The sequence below is a fragment of the Rhodococcus sp. IEGM 1307 genome (genome assembly GCF_030056915.1).
Classification (GTDB): Bacteria; Actinomycetota; Actinomycetes; order Mycobacteriales; family Mycobacteriaceae; genus Rhodococcus_F; species Rhodococcus_F opacus_D.
Window position 1 is genome coordinate 337,098 of record NZ_JASHKW010000007.1, and the last position, 20,742, is coordinate 357,839.

Here is a 20,742-nt window from a genome sequence, read left to right on the forward strand (position 1 = left end):
TCCTACGAACTGCGGCGGTCAGTGGGGTCGGGCGCAGCCTTTCGTTCGGGGGAGCCGACGGGGGTGCGGGGGATCCGCCCGGTGAAGAACAACGCCGCGATGGCGAGCAGTGCGGTGACGGCGTACGCCACCTGGAGTGCCTCGAGTCGCGCGTCGGAATTGATGTCGAGGATGTCCTGGGCGGTGGCGTCGGGGACCGACGCCTCCTCCAGGGCCGCCGCCAGTTGAGTGTCGGAGAGGAACGGTACACCGCTCGCCAGTTCGGTGGTCGCCCGCTCTTGGACCGACTGCGGAACGTCGGGATCGGCTTGGATTCCCGCGACGATCGAGGTGCTCAGGGTCGCGATGAGCACCGATCCGATGAGCGCCGTCCCCAGGGACGCGCCGAGGTTGGTGGCGGTGTTCTGCAGCCCGCCGACCTCGGCGCTCTGCGAGTCGGGGACGGCCGAGACCGTGACGGCGCCGAGTTGGGAGGCCAGTGCACCGAGTCCGAGCCCCATCAGCAGCATCGGAACGGCCACGACGCCGGCGTTGGCCCCGGGGTCCATCCCGGCCACGAGGAACAGGATGCCTACGATCATGGACGCCAGACCGAACCGGACCACCCTGCGCGGGTTGGCCTCGGGCCGGAGTTTGGGGATCCCGGCAGCGGCCAGCAGCAGTGCCACGGACAGCGGGATGAGCCGGATCCCGGTCTGGAGCGCGTCGAGTTCGAGCACGACGGACAGGAAAAGGGGGACGGTGAAGAACACGCCCGCTTGGACGGTGAACTGGGCGAAGAACATGCTGAGCCCGCCGGCGAGTTGACGGTTCCGCAGCAGTCGGGGGTCGATCAGCGGCTCGCCGCCGGTGTCGGCGAGATGGGCTTCCCACCGCAGGAACCCGTAGAGCACCAGGAGACCACCCAGCACCAGCCACACGACCGGCGACAGTCCCGCGATCGCGGTTCCGCCGGGCTTGGCCTGCACCCAGCCCCACTCGCTCGAGCGGAGGACGCCGAACACGATCATCCCGAGGCTCACCACCGACAGCGCCGATCCGACCAGGTCGAGGCGCACCTTCGCCGGTGGAACGTCGTTGATGCGTCGGAGCACCAGCAGGATGAGGAGGACGATCACCACCTCGCCGGCGAAGACATACCGCCACGACGCGAACGTGGTCACCGCACCGCCGATGAGGGGTCCGGCGGCAACTGCCATCGCACCCGCCGCGGCCACCAGACCGTAGGCGGCGGGACGCCTTTCGGCCGCGAAGTTCGCCGCGACGAGGGCGACGATCGCGGGCATGATCAGCGCGGCGCCGATCCCTTCCAGCAGGGACCATCCGATCAGCAGCACCGCCAGGTTGGGGGACAGCGCCGTGGTGAGCGAGCCCGCGCCGTAGACGATCAGGCCGAGTGCGAACGCCTTGCGCCGACCGATGATGGTGCCGATCTTGCCGCCGGTGATCATCAGCGTCGCCATGACGAGCGTGTACAACGTGATGGCCGTCTGGATGCCGGTGATCGTGGTCCCGAGATCCGACGCGACCGTCGCCATGGACACGTTCATCACGGAGCTGTCCAATGTCATCAGAAACTGGCTGGACGCCAGCACCGTGAGCACCAGACCGGACCCGGCGACCGCGACCGACTCTTTGCCTGAACTCACGACGGCCTTTCCTGGGACATCTCGAGGCTCGCTTCGGTGAACACTTCCGTGAGCTGCCGCTGGGGAAGGTCGGTCTCAGCGTCGCATGGAGGCACGCCCCGAAAATCATCCGAACAGGGTGAAAGCTCGTGAGACGGTCTCGAACCGGATTATGCTCGGAGAATGGCCGGAATTCTCGTGGGGGATCCCGGATTATTGTGACCGAGCCCTGATCCGGGGTGACATCCGCGGATCCCCTCGGCATGTACGAAGAGAGGTTTTCCGGTGAACGATATCGACCCGGAGGATAGCGGGCCCATCGATTATCTCGTGGTGGAGTTCCCTGCCGACCGAAGACCGGACGGATCAGCGCTGGCGATCCTCCGCGAACTCGTCGAGCAGGGCACCGTGCGAGTGCTCGACCTGGTCTTCCTTCGCAAGGAAACGGACGGCTCCGTCGTGGCGATCGACGTCGTCGACGTCGGACTCGTGGGCGATATAGATGTGTCGCTCTTCGCCGAGGCCTCGACCGGCCTGCTCGACCTGACGGACATCGCCGACGCCGGATCCGTGCTCGAGCCAGGTGCTTCGGCTGCGGTACTGGTCTACGAGAACACTTGGGCCGCACCGCTCGCAACCGCCCTGCGTCGCAGCGGAGCGCAACTCGTGGCGTCGGGCCGCATCCCTGTACAGGGCATCCTGGCGTCACTCGACGCTCTCGAAGCCAGAAGCTGAAACCGAGGACAACACCATGCCTGGACTTCTCCGCGGGATCGCCCGCACCGCCGTCATCGCCGGAACCGCGACGTCCGTGTCGAATCGAGTGTCTCGACGTCAGGGCCAGCGGTGGGCGGCGAAAGAGCAACCACAGCAGCAACCGCAGCAGCAACCGCAGCAGCAACCGCAAGCCCCGCAGAACGAGGCCCCGGCCTACTCCCAGGCACCCCCGCCGCAGGCCGCCCCCACCCCCTCCTCGGGCGGAGGCAGCGTCGACCGGATCGCCGCGCTGAAGGATCTCGGAGAACTCAGAGCCCAAGGTGTGCTCACCGAAGCCGAATTCAGCGCCGAGAAGGCGAAGATCCTGGCGTCCTAGGACGACCCCGGCAGTCGCCTACTTCATCCACGGCATGAAGGTCGCGAAGCCGGTGGCGACCACCCGCTGATACGACGACCCGATGACGCGGGCCAGCACGTCGAGGGCCTTCGCCTCCCAGCCGATGATCACCCGGGCTTTCCCCTTGCGGACTCCGTCGAGGATCGACTTCGCGGCCATCTCCGGCGAGTGCAGGGCCAGCCGCTTGTCGAAAAAGTCCGCGAAGGTCTGTGCGTCCTCGTCCTCGGCGACAGTGGCGTTGCGGGCCACGGCGGTCTTGATGCCTCCGGGATGCACGCAGGTCACCTCGACGGGGTGCTTGGCGATCAGCATCTCCTGCCGCAGCGACTCGGTGAAGCCGCGCACGGCGAATTTCGCGGCGTTGTAGGCGCTCTGGCCCGGCACGGCGATCAGCCCGAACAGGCTCGAGATGTTGACGACGTGCCCGTCGCCGGACGCGATCAGATGTGGCAGAAAGGCTTTGGTCCCGTTGACGACGCCCCAGAAGTCGACGTCGATGATCCGCTCGATGTCCTTGAACTTGGACTTCTCGACGTTGCCGTTGTAGCCGATGCCGGCGTTGTTGTAGACCTGGTGGACCGTGCCGAACGTTGCGACGACGGAGTCTGCGTATTCCAGCATCTCTTCCCGTTCGGCGACGTCGATTCGGTCGGACCTGACCTCCGCGCCCAGCGCCTTGGCCTGGCGGACGGTGTCGGCGAGTCCGACGGTATCGACGTCGGAGAGGGCGAGCCTTGCGCCCCTCTTCGCGAGATCGAGGGCGAGGGCCCGGCCGATGCCGGATCCTGCTCCGGTGACGACGGCGACTTTTCCTTCGAACGTGCTCATGTGGATGCAACCTTTGCTGTGTCGGGGTGAATTTCCTGGATGTGACGGCGCAGTGCCGCGCCGAGGTCGGTGACCGCCTCGCGTGCCTCGGCGAGGAGGCTGACCTGGAGGTGGAAGTCGTGCCACAGGTCGTCGAACCGGCGATGGTGGAGGACGCCCGCCGCAGCGGCGACGGCTGCTTCGATCTTCTCCGCGTCGACGGAGATCGGATCGTCGCCGGCCGTGTGCATGACGATCGGCGGCAGACCTGTCATGTCGCCGTACACCGGGGAGATGCCGGGCGATCTCGGATCGTGCTGTCCGGCATAGCGCGGGGCCCATTCGGCCGTCATGGACGGCAGGATCAGGGGATCGCGCAGCACCGGTCGCGACCGGTCGACGTCGATCGCGAGGTCGGCCCACGGGCAGATCAGGCCGAGTGCGGCCGGGGCGGGGAGGCCGCGGTCACGCAGTGCCGTCGCGAGCGCCAGCGTCAGTCCGCCGCCGGCGGAATCCCCCGCGACGACGGTGGTGTCCGCGTCGAGGCCGTCGTCGAGTAGCCGGGAGTAGACCGCGACCATTTCCTCGAGGGCAATCGGGTAGCGGGATTCCGGCGAGCGTGAGTAGTCGGGGATCACCGCCGTCGTCCCGGCGGCTGCGGCGAGGTGCGCGACCAGGCCGCGGTACCCCTTCGCGCTTCCGAGGGCGTATCCGCCACCGTGGAGGTAGATCAGCGTCCCCCCGGTGGTGTGCGCCGGCCGCACCCGCACGACGGGGACGCCGGCGACCGTGTCGCGCTCGAACCGGGTGCCACGAGGCGGGCGGGCGGCGGCCGTCACCATTTCGACCATGAGGCGCTTCGCCCCGACGGGCACGCGGTGGGATGCGAATAGGGGGCGTGCGCTGCGCAGGCAGGCCCGGATGGCACCTCGGCTGACGTTCCTCATGCCGGCGCGCCGAACTGCAGAATTCCGTCGTGAACAGGGTCGTCGAGGAGCATCGTGGAGTCCTTCTCGTAGTGCATGAGAACCTTCCACGGCTCCGCGGACCCCTGGCGGGGCATGACGTCCTTACCGCGCTGCACGTACCCGGACTGCAACTGATCGAGCATGCCGATGTCCATCGCGGAGTTCTCGACGTCGCGGGGCGTCGCGACGGTGTGACCGACCTCGTCCATGTACCGGAGGAGCCGGCACAGGTAGGCGCCCGCGATATCGGACTTCAGGGTCCACGGCGCGTTGGTGTAGCCGAAAACCCATGCCAGGTTGGGGATTCCCTCGACGAGCACGCCCTTGTAGGTCATCTGACCGTGCAGCGGACGGGGCTGCCCGTCCACGGAGAGTTCCATTCCGCCGAGCATCTGGATCTTCAGGCCGGTGGCGGTGACGACGACGTCCGCCTCCAATTCCAGGCCCGACTTCAGCAGGATGCCCTTCTCGGTGAACGTGTCGATGTGATCGGTGACGATCGACGCGTCTCCCGACGACAGCGCGGTGAAGAGGTCCGCGTCCGGCACCGCGCAGAGGCGCTCGTCCCACGGCATGTAGTTCGGCGTGAAGTGGCTCATGTCGAATCCGGGGCCGAGGCGTCGTCGCACCTGCCAGAGCAGGAATCGGCGCATTTGCCGCGGCCACCGTCGGCACGCCAGGTACAGCCCGCGCTGGAGGGCGATGTTGCGCTTGCGGCCGAACGAATACACCCACTCGGCGGGCAGGAATCGGCCCAGCACCTCGGAGATCTTGTCGAGGGCGGGGATCGAGAAGACGTACGACGGCGAGCGTTGCAGCATGGTCACGTGCTCTGCATCGCCGGCCATCGACGGGACCAGCGTGACGGCGGTGGCGCCGCTGCCGATCACGACGACCTTCTTACCGGTGTAGTCGAGGTCCTCCGGCCACTGCTGTGGGTGGACGCACCGGCCCCGGAATCGGTCCGTGCCCGGGAAGTCCGGCAGGTGGCCGGCGTCGTAGTCGTAGTAGCCGGTGCAGCTGACCAGGTACCCGCAGGTGTAGGTGCGGATGTCGCCGGTCGCCTCGTGCAGGGCGGTCACCGTCCAGCGTTCCTCGGCTGTCGACCAGTCCGCCCCGACGATCTTCAGGCCGTAGCGGATCTTGTCCTCGATGCCGAACTCCCGCGCGGTGTCCGCGATGTACCGGCGGATCGACGCACCGTCCGCGAGCACCTTCGAGTCACGCCACGGCCGGAACTTGTAGCCGAACGTGAACATGTCGGAGTCGGAACGAATACCGGGGTAGCGGAACAGGTCCCACGTACCGCCCAGCCGCTCGCGGCGCTCCAGCACCGCGATGCTCTTGTGGGGGAACTCGGCCGTCACCTGGCAGGCCGTTCCGATGCCGGACAGTCCGGCACCGATGATCAGAACGTCGAAATGTGTCGTGCTCATGGCTTCCTCGCGCTTCTGCCTGCTGGATTCGCAGGATGGGGTACAAACAGAATGACTGTGTGCCACGTCACAGGTCTTGACACTTTCGGACATGCTTTTAGCATTTCCCGACATCGTTTCCGGCGAGAGGAGAGAGTTGACCCCGTGGGAAGTCTGATCCGGGCCACGAACCTCTGGGGGTACGGCGACCTGATGCGGGAGCTGGGCGCCGACCCGGAGTCGTCCCTCGCGCGCTTCCACATTCCACCGGGAGTCGAGCACGAGGAGGACGCGTTCGTGTCGTTCGAGGCGGTCGTGCACGTGCTGGAGGCCGGCGCCGCCGACCTGGGCTGCCCGGACTTCGGGCTCCGGCTCTCGCACTGGCAGGGCCTGGACATCCTCGGGCCCGTCGCCGTGATCGCGCGGAACGCCCAGACCGTGCACGGCGCATTCGAGGCGATCGCCCGCTACTTCTACGTGCACTCGCCCGCCCTGAAGCTGACCGTCGAGCCGCGCACCGCAGGCGACGTCCGGTTCGTCTACGAGATGACGGAACCGTCGCTGCCCTATCTGCCTCAGGGATACGAGCTGGCGATGGCCAACGGCGTCCGCATCCTTCGGCTACTCGGCGGCCCGGACGCGCGTCCCTCGCTGATCTCGTTCGTGCACGACCAACTCGGGTCGGACGCCGCCTACCGCGGCGCGCTGGACTGCCCCGTCCTGTTCGGTCAGACGTGGTGCGGGTTCGAACTGCCCCGAGTCCTGGCGGACCGGCGGATCGACAGCGCAGATCCGGAGACCCGGCGCATCGCCACGAAATACCTGGAAACGCATTACCTGCCGAGCACCGCGGCGCTGTCCGAACGCGTGGCCGAGTTGGCCCGGCGTCTGCTGCCCACCGGCCACTGCAGCGCTGAGGCCATCTCCGACCAACTGTCGATGCATCCGCGCACGCTGCAACGGCGGCTGGCCGAGGAGGGTGTGCGATGCCAGGACCTCATCGAACGGGAACGTCGCGCCCAGGCGGCGAGATACCTCGCCGAACCGGGATTTCATCTCGGCCAGATCGCGGGACTGCTCGGCTATACCGAACAGAGCACCCTCAACCGTTCCTGCAGGCGGTGGTTCGGGAAGACGCCGAGGCAGTACCGGGCCGACCTGCACCCGTGAGTACTTATTAACCGCGGGCGGTTAATAAGTACTCACGGGCGGCGGAGCCGCACGGGCTACTTGACGCCGCCGGCGGTGAGGCCGGACACGATGCGCCGCTGCAACAGCAGCACGATGATGACGAGCGGGATGGTCACGACCGTTCCCGCTGCCATCACGGACGTGAACGGCTCCTCGTGCGGCTTGCTGCCCGCGAATTGTGCGATGGCGACGGTGGCCGGCTGGGTCACGTCGTTGGACAGCTGACTGGAGATCAGGTATTCGTTCCACGACGCGATGAACGCGAGGATCGCGGTGGTGAACAGTCCCGGCGCGGCCAAGGGCAGCAACACCATTCGGAAGGCCTGCCGCCTGCTGGCCCCGTCGATTCGGGCGGCCTCCTCGAGTTCCCACGGCAGTTCCTTGAAGAACGCGGTGAGGGTGTAGATGGTGAGGGGCAGCACGAACGAGATGTTCGGGATGATCAGCGCCTGGTAGGTGCCGAACCAGCCCATCGACGTGAACAGTTGGAACAGCGGTGTCAGGACGGCGACACCCGGGAACATCGACGCCGCCAGGATGATTCCGAGGACGACGTGCTTTCCCCGGAACTGCAGTCGCGCCAGCGCGTACGCGGTGCCGACTCCGACGACCAGACCGATCGCGGTGGTGACGGCGCCGATGATCGTGCTGTTGACGAGTGCCCTGGCGAAGTGGTTGCCCGCCTCCGTCGAGAACACGCTCGCGAAATTCTCCAGCGTGACGTGGGTGGGCCACGGGGTGGTGTCGAACGTGTAGTCGGAGTGGCGGAAGGCGGTGACCACCATCCAGTAGACCGGGGCCAGACCCCAGACGACGATCACCGCCAGGCCCAGGTAGGTGCGGATGGAGGCGAGCGACGGTGCCCGGCGCCGGCGTGCCACCGCGGCACGGGGGATCCCCGGTGTGACGACTGCTGTGGACATGGATCAGGCCTTTCGCTGCTGCTCTTGGGTGTCGATCACGTTGACGCCCATCACCTTCACCAGTACGTAGGCGACGGCGAAGATGAACAGGAACGTGATCGTGGAGAGGGCGGACGCGCTGTTGAATCCCTGGCGCATCTGGTCGATCACCAGGATCGACAGCGTGGTGGTGGCGGTGCCGTCGCCGCCACCGCCGCCGGTGAGGATCGCCGGGAGGTCGTAGATCCGCAGGACGTCGAGCACCCGGAAGAGGACCGCCACCAGGATGGCCGGCTTGATGAGGGGCAATGTGATCGACCGGAATCGTTGCCACGCATTGGCGCCGTCCATCCGCGCCGCCTCGTACACCTCGGCGGGCACCATCTGCAGTCCGGCGAGGATCAGCAACGCCACGAACGGTGTGGTCTTCCAGGCGTCGGCGATCACGACGGCGAACCGGGCGGGCCACGTGTCACCGGTCCACAGGATTTCCGTGCCGAGCAGTTTGTTGGCGATGCCGTCGTAGGCGAAGACGAAGTACCACAGCTTCGCGGTGACGGCGGTCGGGATGGCCCACGCCACGAGAATGCTGGTGCGCAGCAGTGCCCGACCGCGGAACGCCCGGTTCATGATGGTGGCGAACCACAGTCCCAGCGCGACCTCGATGGCGACGGTGACGACGGTGAAGAACACGGTGACCCACATCGACTGCCAGAACAGCGACCCCAGCGTGCCGCCGGGGCAGGACACCGACGCTCCGGTCGTGTCGGTGCACCGCTGGAACAGCCAGTGCGTGTAATTCGACAGACCCGCGAAACCCTGGTCGACGAACTTGCCGGTGGCGGGATCGATCGTCGGGTCCTTGAACAGCGACATCACCATGGCACTGACCACCGGGTACAGAACGACGATGCCCAGCAGGATCATGGTCGGCAGGATCAGGAACATCGCCGCCTTGCTGCGGCCCTTCCGCGGTCGCGCGCCCTGCGGTTCGCCGGATCTCGCGCCGTCCCGACGTGGGGGAGCGGGCGTCTTCTCGAGTGAGAGTTCGTGAACGGTCATCGGCTGTCTCCTCTAGGACCCGGCCGCGGCGATCGCGGACTGGATGTCGGCGGCGGCCTGGTCCACCGTCTTCTCGCCTTTGATCGCGGCGTAGGCGTTGTTCTGCACGGCCCGGGTGACCGCGGGATAGAACGGGGTGACCGGCCGGGTCACGGCGTTCTCGATCGACGTCTTCAACGTGGGGAGGTACGGGTACTGCTCGATCAGTTCCGGGTCGTCGTAGACGTCGGCGCGGACGGGGGCGAGCGATCCCTGCGACAGGAAGAATGCCTGTGACTTCTTCTCCAGGAAGAACTTCAGGAAGTCCGAGGCGGTCGCCTTGTGCTCGGAGTACACGTTGATCGCGGCGCTGTGCCCGCCGAGTGTCGAGTGACCGGGCCCGCTCTTCCCCGGCAGCGGCGCCACCGCGAACTTGCCCGACACTGCGGAACTGCCCTGACCGTCCATCAGGCTGTACGCGTACGGCCAGTTGCGCATGAACAGCAGGTCGCCGCTCTGGAACGCCTGCCGTGCCTGCTCCTCCTGGAACGTGACGGACTCGCGGGGGATGGCACCCGAACGGTAGGCGTCGACGAGCGATTGGAGGCCCGCCTTGGCTTCCGGGGTGTTCATCGTCGGGGTCACGCCGTCCGGTCCGAGGATCGACCCGCCCGCGGTGTTGATGGCCTCGGACGCGTTGACGGTCAGCCCCTCGTACTTGGCGTACTGCCCGGCGTAGCAGCCGATTCCGGCGTGCTGTGCCGTCCCGCATGCGCCGAGGAGTTCGTCCCAGGTGGCGGGCGGATGATCCACCAGGTCGGTGCGGTAGTAGAGCAGGGCGCCGTCACTGGTCTGCGGGGCCGCGTACAGGACGTCCCCGTACGTGGCCCCCGCGACCGTCGCGGGGAGCAGCCCGGACGTGTCGATCGCCATCGGGCCCTCGAGCGGTTGCAGCCATCCGCGGGCCGCGAATTCGGCGGTCCACACGACGTCGACGACGGCGACGTCGTACCCGGAGTCGCGGGACTGGAAGTGCTGCACCAGGTCCTCGTGCTGCTGGTCTGCCTGGTCGGACTGTTCCTTGAACGTCACCTTCTCCCCGGGATGGGTGGCGTTCCACTCGTCGATCAGCGGCCGGATGACGTTCGAGTTGTCCTTGCCCTGCACGTAGGTGATGGGTCCGCGGCCGTCGAGGTTCTCCTTCTCCGCCTGCGCGGCGGCGTCGAGGCCCTGATCGGCGCAGGACGTCGCCGCGAACAGGACGCCGACGGCCACCGCGCAGGCGGCGACGCGCTTCATCGTGATTCACCCGCGCCCGGTTCCGACAGCCACACCGCGGCGTCGGACGGGAGAACTCCGCCGGTGATGTCGGCGACCGAACCGAGTACGACGGTCAGTCCTTCGGGCAGTGTGATCGGTTCGGCGCCGGTGTTCACCCAGCACTGCACTGTGCCGCGGGTGAACGCGAGCACGTCGCGGGGAGTGTCGAGCCACTCGACGGCATGCGGGGTGTCGAAGAATTCTCGTCGCAGTTCGAGCGCCTCGCGGTACAGCGTGAGGAACGACTCGGGGTGGCCGGCCTGCGCTTCCGCGGTGTGCGGGGCCCAGTGCCCCGGCTGCGGAAGCCACGTGTCCTCCTCCGCGTCGAACGGGGAGAAGCCGTACGGCACTGCGTCGTTCGACCACGGGATCGGAACCCGGCAGCCGTCCCGGCCGCGGTCGGTGAAACCGGTCTGGAACCACGTCGGATCCTGCCGGACCTCGTCGGGAAGGTCCTCGACCTCTTCCAGTCCGAGTTCCTCGCCCTGGTAGATGTATGCGGTGCCCGGCAACGCCAGCTGCAGCAGCGCGGCCGCGCGGGCACGACGCCGACCCAGTTCGTGGTTCGGTTCCTCGAGCGCCCAGCGGGCCCGCTCCCAGTCGGTTTCGACCAGGTGGTCGGGCTGTGAGCGCGAGTAGCGGGTGACGGTGCGGGGAACGTCGTGGTTGGAGAGCACCCACGTGGCGGGTGCGCCGACGGTGGCCGCCTGCTCGAGCGCGTCGTCGATCACGGCGCGGATGCTCACAGAACGCCAAGGGGCGCGCAGGAAGTCGAACTGGAACGCGGTGTGCAGCTCGTCGGGGCGCAGGTACCGGGCCAGGCGGTCGTTGCCGGGCACCCAGGCCTCGGCGACGAAGACGCGGTCGGCGTAGGTGTTGGCGACGGCCCGCCAGCCCCGGTACACCTCGTGGACGGCATCCTGATCCCACGCGGGGTGGGGGTCGGTGTGCTGCGAACCGGGAAGGCGCTCACCGGCATCGGGGAGTGCGGGATCCTTGGCCAGGCCGTGGGCGACGTCGATCCGGAAACCGTCGACGCCCTTGTCGAACCAGAAGCGCAGGATGTCCTCGAACTCCGCCCGGACCTCGGGGTGCTCCCAGTTGAGGTCGGGCTGGGCGGGAGCGAAGAGGTGCAGGTACCACTCGCCGGTGTCCAGGCGGCTCCATGCGGGACCGCCGAACGCGCTCTGCCAGTCGTTGGGCGGCTCGTCGCCTGCCGGACCGCGGCCCGGGCGAAATATGTACCGGTCGCGTGCCCCGGGCTCGTCGCGGAGGGCGGCCTCGAACCAGCGGTGCTCGCTGGAGGTGTGGTTGGGCACGATGTCGAGGATCACGCGGATCCCCAGCTCGTGGGCCTCGGCGATGAACGCCTCCCCCTCCGCGAGCGTGCCGTACGACGGCTCGATGTCACGGAAGTCGGCCACGTCGTAGCCGGCGTCCGCCATCGGCGACGGGTACCAGGGATTGATCCACACGGCGTCGACGCCGAGGTCGGCGAGGTAGGGCAGCTTGGAACGCAAGCCGGTGAGATCGCCGATGCCGTCGCCGTTCCCGTCGGCGAAGCTGCGGATGTAGACCTGGTAGACGACGGCCGTCTTCCACCAGGCTTCTGGGTGCCGGCTCGCGACGGTGGTTGCGGTCGACTCCACGGACTGGGTCATCGAATCTCCTCGGTGGGGGGATGGGATGGGGGAATGTGATGCGTAAACGTTTGCGTAAAGAGCGTGAGGCACGTCACAGGTGCCTGTCAACTCGAGCAGTGAGATTTCTTTTGCGCACTTCAGCGCCACGGATTCTGTGAGGATTCAACGCAAATATTTGCGTTGCTCGCTTACTGTGGGAACGTGATCCCCAAGCAGTCCGTCAACATGGCCGACGTCGCGCGCCGCACCGGAGTCTCGATCGCCACCGTCTCGCGCGCGTTGCGCGGCGAACGCGGCGTCTCCGAGGCGACCCGATTGCGAATTCAGAGGGCCGCCGACGAGTTGGCGTACGTCATCTCACCCGAGGCGTCGAAGCTGTCGGGTGGCGCGACGGGCCGGGTGGCCGTCGTGGTGCCGTGGATCGACGCCTGGTTCTACTCGCGGATTCTCGCCGGCATCGAACACGAACTCCGCGCCGCGGACCTGGACGTGTTGCTGTACTGCCTCGAGGAGTCGTCCCAGCGCGAATCGTTCTTCGAACGGCTTCCCTTGCGCCGCAAGGTCGATGCCGTCATCGCCGTGGCGTTTCCTCTCACCGGACCGGAGCGGGCGCGGCTCGAGGAGATGGATGTGACCGTGGTCGTCATCGGCGCGCACGCCGGCGAGTTCCCGTCCGTCCGGATCGACGACGAGCTGGCCGCGCGTCAGGCCGTCGGGCACCTGATCAGGATCGGCCACACCCGGATCGGAATGATCCGCACCGTGGACCCGGAGGGTCAGTACTGGGAGGGCGACATCGCCCGGGTGGCGGGGTTCCATGCCGCTCTCGCCGACGCCGGACTCGACGACGACTGCACGGCGACAGTTCCCTGGGGAATCGAGGGCGGTGAGCGCGGCATGGAACTGCTGCTCAGCCGTGCCGAGGTGCCCACCGCAGTGTTCTGCCATTCCGACGAGGTCGCCGTCGGAGCGTTGCGCACGCTGCGACGTGCGGGGGTTCCCGTTCCGGCCGGGATGTCGGTGATCGGGATCGACGATCACCCGACGGCCGAGCTGGCAGACCTGACCACGGTGCGGCAGCCGGTCGGGGAACAGGGCGCGGCGGCCGGCCGGGTGGTCGTGGAACTGCTCAGCGGACGGGAACCTGCGGAACGGGCGGTCGTGCTCCCGACCCACCTGGTGGTTCGGGGCTCGACCGCCCGCCCTCCGGAACTCTGACGTCAGCGCACGAGACGCTCGCCCGCCGCGTCGGTGGCGAAGAGGTGCGCGTGTGCCTCGTCGACGCGGACGTGCACGACCTGGCCCTTTTCGGGTGGGTTCCGCCAGTCGACCCGTGCGACCAGGCTCTCGACCCGGCCGTTGACCGTGGTGCGGCCGAACACGAATGCCTCGGAGCCGAGTTCCTCGACGACGTCGATCTCGAGTTTCAGTCCGCCGGAGTCGGCGATCTCGACATGCTCGGGCCGGATCCCGAAGATCACCTCACGCCCGCCCGCCGCGGTGAGGGCGTCGCGGGGAACGGGAACCAGCTGGTCACCGATCTGCACCCCGCCGTCGGTGACGGGCACGGTGAACAGGTTCATCGACGGTGAACCCATGAATCCCGCGACGAAGACGTTCGCGGGCCGGCGGTAGAGCTCGCGAGGGGACGCGCACTGCTGCAGCACGCCGCCCTTGAGGACGGCGACCCGGTCGCCCATCGTCATGGCCTCGACCTGGTCGTGGGTGACGTAGACGGTGGTGGTGCCGAGTCGGCGCTGGAGTTGGGCGATCTGGGTGCGGGTCTGCACCCGGAGTTTCGCGTCGAGGTTCGACAGCGGCTCGTCCATCAGGAATACCTGGGGTTGCCGGACGATGGCGCGGCCCATCGCCACCCGCTGTCGCTGGCCGCCGGAGAGGGCCTTGGGTTTGCGGTCCAGGTAGGCGCCGAGGTCGAGCATGTCGGCGGCTTCCCCCACGCGCCTGCGGATTTCGGACTTGTCGGTACCCGCGAGTTTGAGGGCGAAGCCCATGTTCTCCGCGACGGTCATGTGGGGATACAGCGCGTAGTTCTGGAAGACCATCGCGATGTCGCGGTCCTTGGGTTCGGAATGCGTGACGTCGCGGCCGCCGATCAGGATCTGCCCGCCGTCGACGTCCTCGAGTCCGGCGAGCATTCGCAGCGAGGTGGATTTGCCGCAGCCGGACGGGCCGACGAGGACGAGGAACTCGCCGTCCTCGATGTGCAGGTCGAGTTGATCGACCGCGGGGACGTCCGAGCCGGGAAAGAGCCTGGTCGCGCGGTCGTACGTGATTGTTGCCATGAGAAATGAATCCCTCCACCGGCAGGAACGTGCCGGACGATCCGAGTGTTAGGGGTGTGTCGGCAGGTACCGACGAGGAAGAACTATGGCCTAGATCACAGTGCTTGTCCACTTGGAGGCGAGCAGGCTTTGTTCTCGAAAAGACGGAAGTGTGTATTGATGAAAATCCAAAGGTCCTCTACTGTCAGCGTGACACCCCTCACTCGCAGATTTGAAGAGGACACGAGACATGGCTCTGACAATTGGCATCGACGTGGGTGGCACGAAGATCGCAGCCGGCGTGGTCGACACCGAAGGAGTCATCCACCGGATGGTGCGTCGTGACACCCCGTCCCACGATGCGCGCCGTGTCGAGAACGTCATCGCCGAACTCGTCCGCGAACTGGCGGACACCCACCCGGTGCAGGCGGTCGGCATCGGCGCGGCCGGCTTCGTCGCCGCGGACCTGAGCACCGTGCTCTTCGCCCCGAATCTGGCCTGGCGCAACGAGCCTCTCGGTGAGGTGGTCGAAGCGGCGTGCGGACTGCCGACGGTGGTCGAGAACGACGCCAACGCCGCGGCATGGGGCGAGGCGCGTTTCGGGGCCGGGCGGACGGGGCAGACCGTCGTCGTGCTCACGGTCGGAACCGGGATCGGCGGCGGCATCGTCGTCGACGGCGTGCTCCATCGCGGCAAGTTCGGTGTGGCCGCGGAATTCGGGCATCTCAACGTCGAACCGCACGGTCGCCGATGCGGTTGCGGCAACCACGGCTGCTGGGAGCGTTACGCCAGTGGGCGGGCGCTCGTCCGCGAGGCGCAGGATCTGGCGAACGTCTCGCCCGGTTCCGCCGCCGACCTCCTGACCCGCGCCGGCGGACGGGCGGACGCCATCACGGGCCTGCACATCACCGCGGCCGCGCAGGAGGGCGACCCCGCCGCGCTCGAGTGTTTCCGGGTGATCGGTTCCTGGCTGGGTCATGGCATGGCGGACATCGCGGCGTTCTTCGACCCCGACCTGTTCATCATCGGCGGGGGAGTGTGCGAGGCGGGCGAACTGCTGCGCGGTCCCGCCGCCGCCGCGTTCGAGAACCGTCTCACCGGACGCGCACACCGACCGGTCGCCGAGGTGCGACTGGCTGAACTCGGCGCGAACGTCGGCATCGTCGGCGCCGCCGATCTGGCCCGGGAACGAGTTCTCGGGCTCGCACACAACGGCTCACGAGTATCTGGAGGAGTGCAATGTCCAATCGGTTGAGTCTTCCCATTCCGGTCGCCGAGGTGTGGGACTGGCAGAGGGACGCCGCATGCCGCGGCTACGAGTCGTCCACGTTCTTCCACCCCGACCGCGAACGTGGCCGGGCACGCGAGATGCGGGACTTCCGCGCCAAGATGATCTGCCGCGGATGCCCCGTGCTGGTGCAGTGCCGGGAGCATGCGCTCAGTGTCGGTGAACCGTACGGCATCTGGGGTGGACTCTCCGCGAACGAGCGTGAAGAACTGCTCGCCAATCACCACGGCCGGGTGGACGAGGCCGTCGCGGAATCCTTCGGCTTCGATCTGGCGCGCCAGGCCTGAGCGCGAGCGGTCAGCTTCCGGCGGGCAGCATGACCACTCTGCTGTTGTCGGTGTCCGCGACGTACACGTCGCCTCGGCTCGACACGGCGATCCCCTCCGGCTGGTCCAGCCCGGAGAACGGGAGAACCTCCTGCTCGTCCGAACCAGCGGCCAGCCGCAGAACGCGATTGTGGTTCTGATCGATGGCGTACACGGTTCCCTCGTCGTCGACCGCGACACCACCGACGCTCTGGAGGTCGGTGAACGGCAGATAGCTCTGGGCATGGGTGGCGGCGTTCCACGCGAGAACCTTGTTGGGCGTGCCGACGTAGAGATCCCCGTGTTCACTGACGGCGACGGCGAACGGGCCGATTACCGTCAGCGGCACCGCGACGGGAGCCGCGGTGACGTCGTGCAGCGACATCACCCGATTGTTCAGGGTATCGGCGACATACAGCGTGGCGTCCGGCCCGAGTGCAATTCCGAACGGCTGGTCGAGACCGGCGAACGGCAGCGGCACCTGGGTGCTGCCGTGCAGCATCGTCACGGTGTTGGTCACCAGATCGGAGACGTACACGTCGCCGGACGCACTGACCGCGACTCCCTGCGGAACCTCGAGTCCCGTGAAGGGAAGAACTGTCTGCTCGTACGTCCCGGCGCTCACTTTCAGGACCTGTTTGGCCGCGCTGTCGGCGATGTACAGGTCTCCGGTGCCCGAGACCGTGAGCCCGGCCGGACCCTGTAGACCGGTCAGCGGGAGCTCGACCTGCGCGCTCGTCGACTCCTCTCCCGGCCAGGCGACATAGGCGACGGCCGCGACGACGAGGACGAGGACGCCGGCCAGCAGCGCGGCGAGCACCCGGCGCGTCCGCCGCCCCCCGACCGTTGCCGGTTTCGTGGGCGCCGCACCCGGCACCGTGTCGGGACGGGTCACGTCCGGACCGCTCGCGCGGGTGGTCGAGGCAGGGTCGACCAGGGCAGCAGGCCGGGTCACGTGGCCGGGCCCGGTCCACTCGATCGCGCGGACGGCGTCGCTGAACTCACGACAGGTCGAGTAGCGATCTTCGCGGTTCTTGGCCATGGCGCGCGCGACGACCGCATCGACACCGGCGGGCAGCCCGGGGCGCACCACGCTCGGCTGGGGAATCGGTCCGTTCAGATGGCCGTGCATCACCGAGGACGCGGTGTTACCGGGGTACGGCGGTTCGTTGGTGAGCAGGTGGAAGAAGGTGCAGCCCAACGCGTAGATGTCGACGCGATGGTCGAGTTTCTCGCCCTCGATCTGCTCGGGCGCGGCGTAGTGCAGGGTCGCCACCAACATCCCGGTGCGGGTCAGCTGATGTGTTTCGTCCAGGGCCTTGGCGGTGCCGAAATCGGTGAGCAGGACCCGTTCGGGGTCGCCCGGCGCGAGCAGGATGTTCGCCGGCTTCACGTCGCGGTGCAGAATCCCGGCCTCGTGGGCGTGGTCGAGTGCCTTCCCTGTCTCGCTGACGATGTGCACGGCGCGTTCGACGTCCAGGGCGCCGGAGCCGAGCGCTTTCCTGGCGTCGCTGCCGGGAACGTACTGCATCGCGATCCACAACCTGCCGCCTTCGCGGCCGCGGTCGTGGACGGTGACGATGTTGGGATGATCGAGATGCGCGGCGTGGTCTGCTTCCGATTCGAAACGTGACCGGACGTAGTCGTCGTTCGTCCACGACGTGTCGAGCAGTTTGAGGGCGATCTTGCGCGGCAGGTTGGGATGCTGGGCGAGGTAGACGGTACCCATGCCGCCTCGTCCCAGAACCCGTTCGATCACGTAGCCGGCAAACACCGTGCCCGGTTCGAACTCGCCGCTCACATCGGCTTCACCGCCTCCCTGGGCCCTCCATCCATTGAACCCCGACGCCGGGTCAGTCCGGTAGCCGCCGCATCTCGATGACGGTCAGTCCCAGCGCGTCGAAGCGTGCCAGCATGCCCCGGAGATCTGTCGGGCTGTCGACCGGGCCGTAGAGCGTGGTGTCACCGGTCGTGACGTCCGAGACGTCCAACTCGGGGAACGCGGCCAGCACCCGATCGGACAGGGCGCCGCTGATCAGGAAGGCGTACCTGACCTTGCCGGGCCAGTTCGATTCAGGACGCACCACGGCGGGCTCCTTCATTCGCATCGTCGTTCCAGAACTCGGTCAGCCGTAGATTTCAGGGTGACCGACGAAACGGCAACGCGCCTCACCCGCAAGTGGTGAACCGGCTCAGAGCAAACCGTTGTGTTGCGCGGCGGCGATGGCGTCGCGGCGGGAGGTGACGCCGAGTTTGCGGTAGATCCCGCGCAGGTGGGTCTTCACGGTGTTCACCGACACGCACAGATCTGCGGCGATCTGCTCGGCGGTCCGCCACGACGGAAGTTCCACGAGGAGTTCCAGTTCGCGGGGAGTCAACATGTCGGACGCAGCACTCTCCGACCGCGGGAACGACGCTCGGAGCCTCTCCGCGAAGGGTTCGAGGACACCGAACCGGCCAGTGCTCCGCACGAGTAGTTCCCGGATCTGCGGTCCGCAGTCGTGGAACGGGCGCAACGCCGACTGCGGTTCGGCGAGACGCAACGTTTCGGTGAGCGCGCTGTGGGCTCGTGAATCATGTTTGCGGGCAAGCGCGATCGACGCGTCGACGAGCCATGCCGCGATCAGGTTGGTTCCCGCCGCGCACTCCAGTTCACCGTCCAGGACGGGTTGGAGTGTCTTACGTGCCAGGTCGAGGCGATGAAGGTGCAGATGGACGATCGCCTCGACGACGGCTGTGTCGCCGGTGGGTCCGAGAAGGGCATGCGTCTCGGACGCCAGCTCGTGCGCCCACCCCGTCTCGCCGGCGAACAGATAGGCGTACTGGATGGCTGGCAGCAACACCGCCCGGATGCCGGGCGGAACCGGCAACGAGGACGACACGGGGCTCTCCGCGTGCAGCGTCGTCACCGAACTGTGCCGGTTTCCGGTCTCGTCGAGACCGAACAGGGTGGCGGCGCCGTCGGCGAAACCCGCCGTCTCGGTATTTGCGCGACGCAGCGCCTCGGCGGACTCGGCGGCGAGACGTGCGGCATCGGGGTCCATCCGAATGTAGCGGCACCAGGAGTCGATGAGCTTCGCCAGCTGGAATGTCGGATCGCCCGTTGCGGAATGGGTCCGGCCGATCGCCAGTGCCTCGTCGGCCAGTGCGGACGCCCGCACCACGTCTCCCCGCGACATCGCGACGCCGCCGAGAGTTCCCAGGCAGTACATGACGCCCAGCGGCGCATCGCCGAGTCGAGCGTGGGCCAGTGACTTCCCGAGCACGACCTCCGACTCGTCGTTCCGCCCGAGGAACAGCAGCGCGCGCCCTTCCTGGAGCAGGACGAACGCGTCGAGGTCGGGATCGCCGCTCGATCCGACACCCACGCTGCGCAGCCGGTTCAGGGCGGTCTCGATGTCGCCGGTGCCGATCGCTGTCTGCACTCGGAGCGATTCGCGGAGCAGCAGGTGTAACCGGGACTCGGCGGCACCGTCCACCAGCAACCCCGACCGCCTGCGGTCGAGAAGCTCGAGGGTGGACGTGGCCACCGGGATGTTGCCCGATGCGAGCGCCGCGGCGGCGCGGATGAGCCGCGCCGACGGGTGGTCCTGCGAAGATCGGGGTGCCCGGGTGAGGAGCCGGTCGACGGCCTCTCCATGACCTCCGACGATCAGGGCCAGCGAAGTCCGGGCGAGCAGCGCCACGATCTCGTCGTGATCACCGGAGTTCACCGCGTGTTCGAGTGCGAGCAGCGCGTCCCCGAATTCGTCGTGCCAGTGGGCGGCCGTCAATTCGAGATGCTCGACTTCGACGTGCCCGATCCGGCTGATCTCCGCCCGCAGATAGCTCCGCAGCAGCGGATGGTAACGATAGTGCGTGGGGCTGTCCGTGATTCGGCTGATCAGAAAATTGTGGTGTTCGAGCCAGTCGATGTTGCCGTGCGCATCCGTGCAGCCTGTGAGCTTCTCCGCGAGTTCGACTGTGAACGAGGCCGGTACGGACGTGCGCAGGAGGAACTCGCGCATCTCGTCGGTCTGGCCGGCGAGGACCTCTTCGATGAGATAATCGGCGACCGCCCGGCGGTCGCCCGTGAACTCGGCGATCAACCGGCTCGGATCCGGATGTCCTTCCAAAGACATTCCCGCCAAACGAATTCCGGCAGCCCAGCCTTCCGTGCGATCCATCAGCGCGTCGAGATCGTCCGCGCTCAGCACGACGTCGTGTTCGTCGAGCATCTCGGCCGCCTCGTCGGACGTGAAGGCGAGATTCTTGGCCGAGAGCGTGAACAGCTTGCCGTCCAGGCGAAGTCGCTGCAATGCCAGCGGCGGCTCGAACCGTCCGATGATGACCGTTCGCAGCATCGGAGGTTGCCAGCGCATGAACGACTCGAGGTCGGTGAGTACGTCGGTGTCGCGGAGGAGGTGGGCGTCGTCGATGACCATCCAGATGTTCTCGCCGAGTTCGTGCAACGCGGCCGACAACTGCGCGCCGAGGTCCGATGCCTCGGAATCGAGCCCGGCGCATGCTTTCTGCACGCGAGGATTCCCGGTGTCGGTGAGTGAGCGGAGGATCGCCCGGTGGACGACGTCGAGGTCGTTGTGCCGCTCCTCGATCGTGAGCCACGCAATGGTCGGAGCGTCGCCCGCGGCGAGCAGTTCCCGCGCCCAGTCGGCCACGGCCCGCGTCTTTCCCGACCCGGCAGGTGCGCAGACGAGCGCCACCGGGCAGGGATGGGCGTCGTCGGTGAGCGCTTCGGTGAGCATGGTGTGCAAGCGGGTCCGGGTAACCGTCCGACCCCCTGCACTCGTAGGTATTCGAGTGCTCAGATGAAATTCGCCGAGAGGTGCTGCCGTCAC

General features: G+C 67.5%; 18 protein-coding genes. 6 read left to right on the forward strand and 12 right to left on the reverse strand.

The window, feature by feature from the left end:
* Positions 1 to 2: 2 nt before the first annotated feature.
* On the reverse strand, positions 3 to 1,649 hold the full coding sequence (locus tag QM841_RS16400; RefSeq protein ID WP_283332788.1) for an MFS transporter: 1,647 nt from the start codon (positions 1,647 to 1,649) through the stop codon (positions 3 to 5).
* Between the two features lie 264 nt (positions 1,650 to 1,913).
* Here QM841_RS16400 and QM841_RS16405 point away from each other — a divergent pair, with 264 nt between their 5' ends.
* Together QM841_RS16405 and QM841_RS16410 are read left to right on the forward strand one after the other, a co-directional pair.
* Positions 1,914 to 2,363, forward strand: a complete 450-nt coding sequence (locus QM841_RS16405) for a DUF6325 family protein (protein WP_283332789.1) — start codon at positions 1,914 to 1,916, stop codon at positions 2,361 to 2,363.
* 16 nt (positions 2,364 to 2,379) lie between these two features.
* A complete protein-coding gene (locus QM841_RS16410) occupies positions 2,380 to 2,721 on the forward strand; it encodes an SHOCT domain-containing protein (RefSeq protein ID WP_283332790.1) in 342 nt (113 codons plus the stop codon).
* A gap of 18 nt (positions 2,722 to 2,739) precedes the next feature.
* Here the strand turns inward: QM841_RS16410 and QM841_RS16415 are convergent, their stop codons facing one another.
* Genes QM841_RS16415 through QM841_RS16425 form a run of 3 tightly spaced genes read right to left on the reverse strand, consistent with a single transcriptional unit; the run spans position 2,740 to position 5,953 of the window.
* Positions 2,740 to 3,570, reverse strand: a complete 831-nt coding sequence (locus tag QM841_RS16415) for an SDR family NAD(P)-dependent oxidoreductase (RefSeq protein WP_283332791.1) — start codon at positions 3,568 to 3,570, stop codon at positions 2,740 to 2,742.
* A complete protein-coding gene (locus QM841_RS16420) occupies positions 3,567 to 4,496 on the reverse strand; it encodes an alpha/beta hydrolase (protein WP_283353933.1) in 930 nt (309 codons plus the stop codon). The genes QM841_RS16415 and QM841_RS16420 overlap by 4 nt, the downstream gene beginning before the upstream one ends.
* A complete protein-coding gene (locus QM841_RS16425; RefSeq protein WP_283332795.1) occupies positions 4,493 to 5,953 on the reverse strand; it encodes a flavin-containing monooxygenase in 1,461 nt (486 codons plus the stop codon). The genes QM841_RS16420 and QM841_RS16425 overlap by 4 nt, the downstream gene beginning before the upstream one ends.
* A 192-nt stretch (positions 5,954 to 6,145) precedes the next feature.
* Between QM841_RS16425 and QM841_RS16430 the strand changes: the two genes are divergently transcribed.
* Entirely contained in the window at positions 6,146 to 7,102 is a 957-nt protein-coding gene (locus tag QM841_RS16430; RefSeq protein ID WP_283332855.1) for an AraC family transcriptional regulator, read from the forward strand.
* 56 nt (positions 7,103 to 7,158) lie between these two features.
* Here the strand turns inward: QM841_RS16430 and QM841_RS16435 are convergent, their stop codons facing one another.
* The 4 genes from QM841_RS16435 to QM841_RS16450 are packed head-to-tail and all read right to left on the reverse strand — an operon-like array spanning position 7,159 to position 12,047.
* Positions 7,159 to 8,046 carry a carbohydrate ABC transporter permease gene (locus QM841_RS16435; RefSeq protein ID WP_005562109.1) on the reverse strand — a complete coding sequence of 296 codons (888 nt, stop codon included), beginning with the start codon at positions 8,044 to 8,046 and terminating at the stop codon, positions 7,159 to 7,161.
* A gap of 3 nt (positions 8,047 to 8,049) precedes the next feature.
* The gene (locus QM841_RS16440; RefSeq protein ID WP_280782943.1) at positions 8,050 to 9,087 is read right to left on the reverse strand and encodes a carbohydrate ABC transporter permease; all 1,038 of its coding nucleotides are present in this window, start codon (positions 9,085 to 9,087) and stop codon (positions 8,050 to 8,052) included.
* A gap of 12 nt (positions 9,088 to 9,099) precedes the next feature.
* Positions 9,100 to 10,365 carry an ABC transporter substrate-binding protein gene (locus tag QM841_RS16445; protein WP_283332797.1) on the reverse strand — a complete coding sequence of 422 codons (1,266 nt, stop codon included), beginning with the start codon at positions 10,363 to 10,365 and terminating at the stop codon, positions 9,100 to 9,102.
* The gene (locus QM841_RS16450; RefSeq protein ID WP_283332799.1) at positions 10,362 to 12,047 is read right to left on the reverse strand and encodes a glycoside hydrolase family 13 protein; all 1,686 of its coding nucleotides are present in this window, start codon (positions 12,045 to 12,047) and stop codon (positions 10,362 to 10,364) included. Before QM841_RS16450 ends, QM841_RS16445 begins: the two co-directional genes overlap by 4 nt.
* Positions 12,048 to 12,230: 183 nt before the next feature.
* On the opposite strand from QM841_RS16450, the gene QM841_RS16455 reads away from it, so the two are divergent.
* Positions 12,231 to 13,247: a LacI family DNA-binding transcriptional regulator gene (locus tag QM841_RS16455; protein WP_283332800.1), complete on the forward strand. Its 1,017-nt coding sequence runs from the start codon at positions 12,231 to 12,233 to the stop codon at positions 13,245 to 13,247.
* A gap of 2 nt (positions 13,248 to 13,249) precedes the next feature.
* Here the strand turns inward: QM841_RS16455 and QM841_RS16460 are convergent, their stop codons facing one another.
* The gene (locus QM841_RS16460; protein ID WP_283332801.1) at positions 13,250 to 14,332 is read right to left on the reverse strand and encodes an ABC transporter ATP-binding protein; all 1,083 of its coding nucleotides are present in this window, start codon (positions 14,330 to 14,332) and stop codon (positions 13,250 to 13,252) included.
* A 229-nt stretch (positions 14,333 to 14,561) separates the two neighbouring features.
* On the opposite strand from QM841_RS16460, the gene QM841_RS16465 reads away from it, so the two are divergent.
* Together QM841_RS16465 and QM841_RS16470 are read left to right on the forward strand one after the other, a co-directional pair.
* Positions 14,562 to 15,566, forward strand: coding sequence for an ROK family glucokinase (locus QM841_RS16465; protein WP_283332802.1), 1,005 nt, complete (start codon positions 14,562 to 14,564; stop codon positions 15,564 to 15,566).
* Positions 15,551 to 15,886 (forward strand): WhiB family transcriptional regulator, encoded by a 336-nt coding sequence (locus QM841_RS16470; protein ID WP_005253437.1) that lies wholly within the window; start codon positions 15,551 to 15,553, stop codon positions 15,884 to 15,886. Before QM841_RS16465 ends, QM841_RS16470 begins: the two co-directional genes overlap by 16 nt.
* Positions 15,887 to 15,896: 10 nt before the next feature.
* On the opposite strand, the gene QM841_RS16475 is transcribed toward QM841_RS16470, so the two are convergent.
* From QM841_RS16475 to QM841_RS16485, 3 genes are all read right to left on the reverse strand, one after another.
* Positions 15,897 to 17,705 carry a serine/threonine-protein kinase PknD gene (locus QM841_RS16475; RefSeq protein ID WP_283332804.1) on the reverse strand — a complete coding sequence of 603 codons (1,809 nt, stop codon included), beginning with the start codon at positions 17,703 to 17,705 and terminating at the stop codon, positions 15,897 to 15,899.
* Between the two features lie 52 nt (positions 17,706 to 17,757).
* The gene (locus QM841_RS16480; RefSeq protein WP_005253439.1) at positions 17,758 to 18,006 is read right to left on the reverse strand and encodes a DUF8691 family protein; all 249 of its coding nucleotides are present in this window, start codon (positions 18,004 to 18,006) and stop codon (positions 17,758 to 17,760) included.
* A 90-nt stretch (positions 18,007 to 18,096) separates the two neighbouring features.
* Complete coding sequence (locus tag QM841_RS16485; RefSeq protein ID WP_283332856.1) at positions 18,097 to 20,649, reverse strand: winged helix-turn-helix domain-containing protein; 2,553 nt, start codon at positions 20,647 to 20,649, stop codon at positions 18,097 to 18,099.
* Positions 20,650 to 20,742 lie beyond the last annotated feature (93 nt).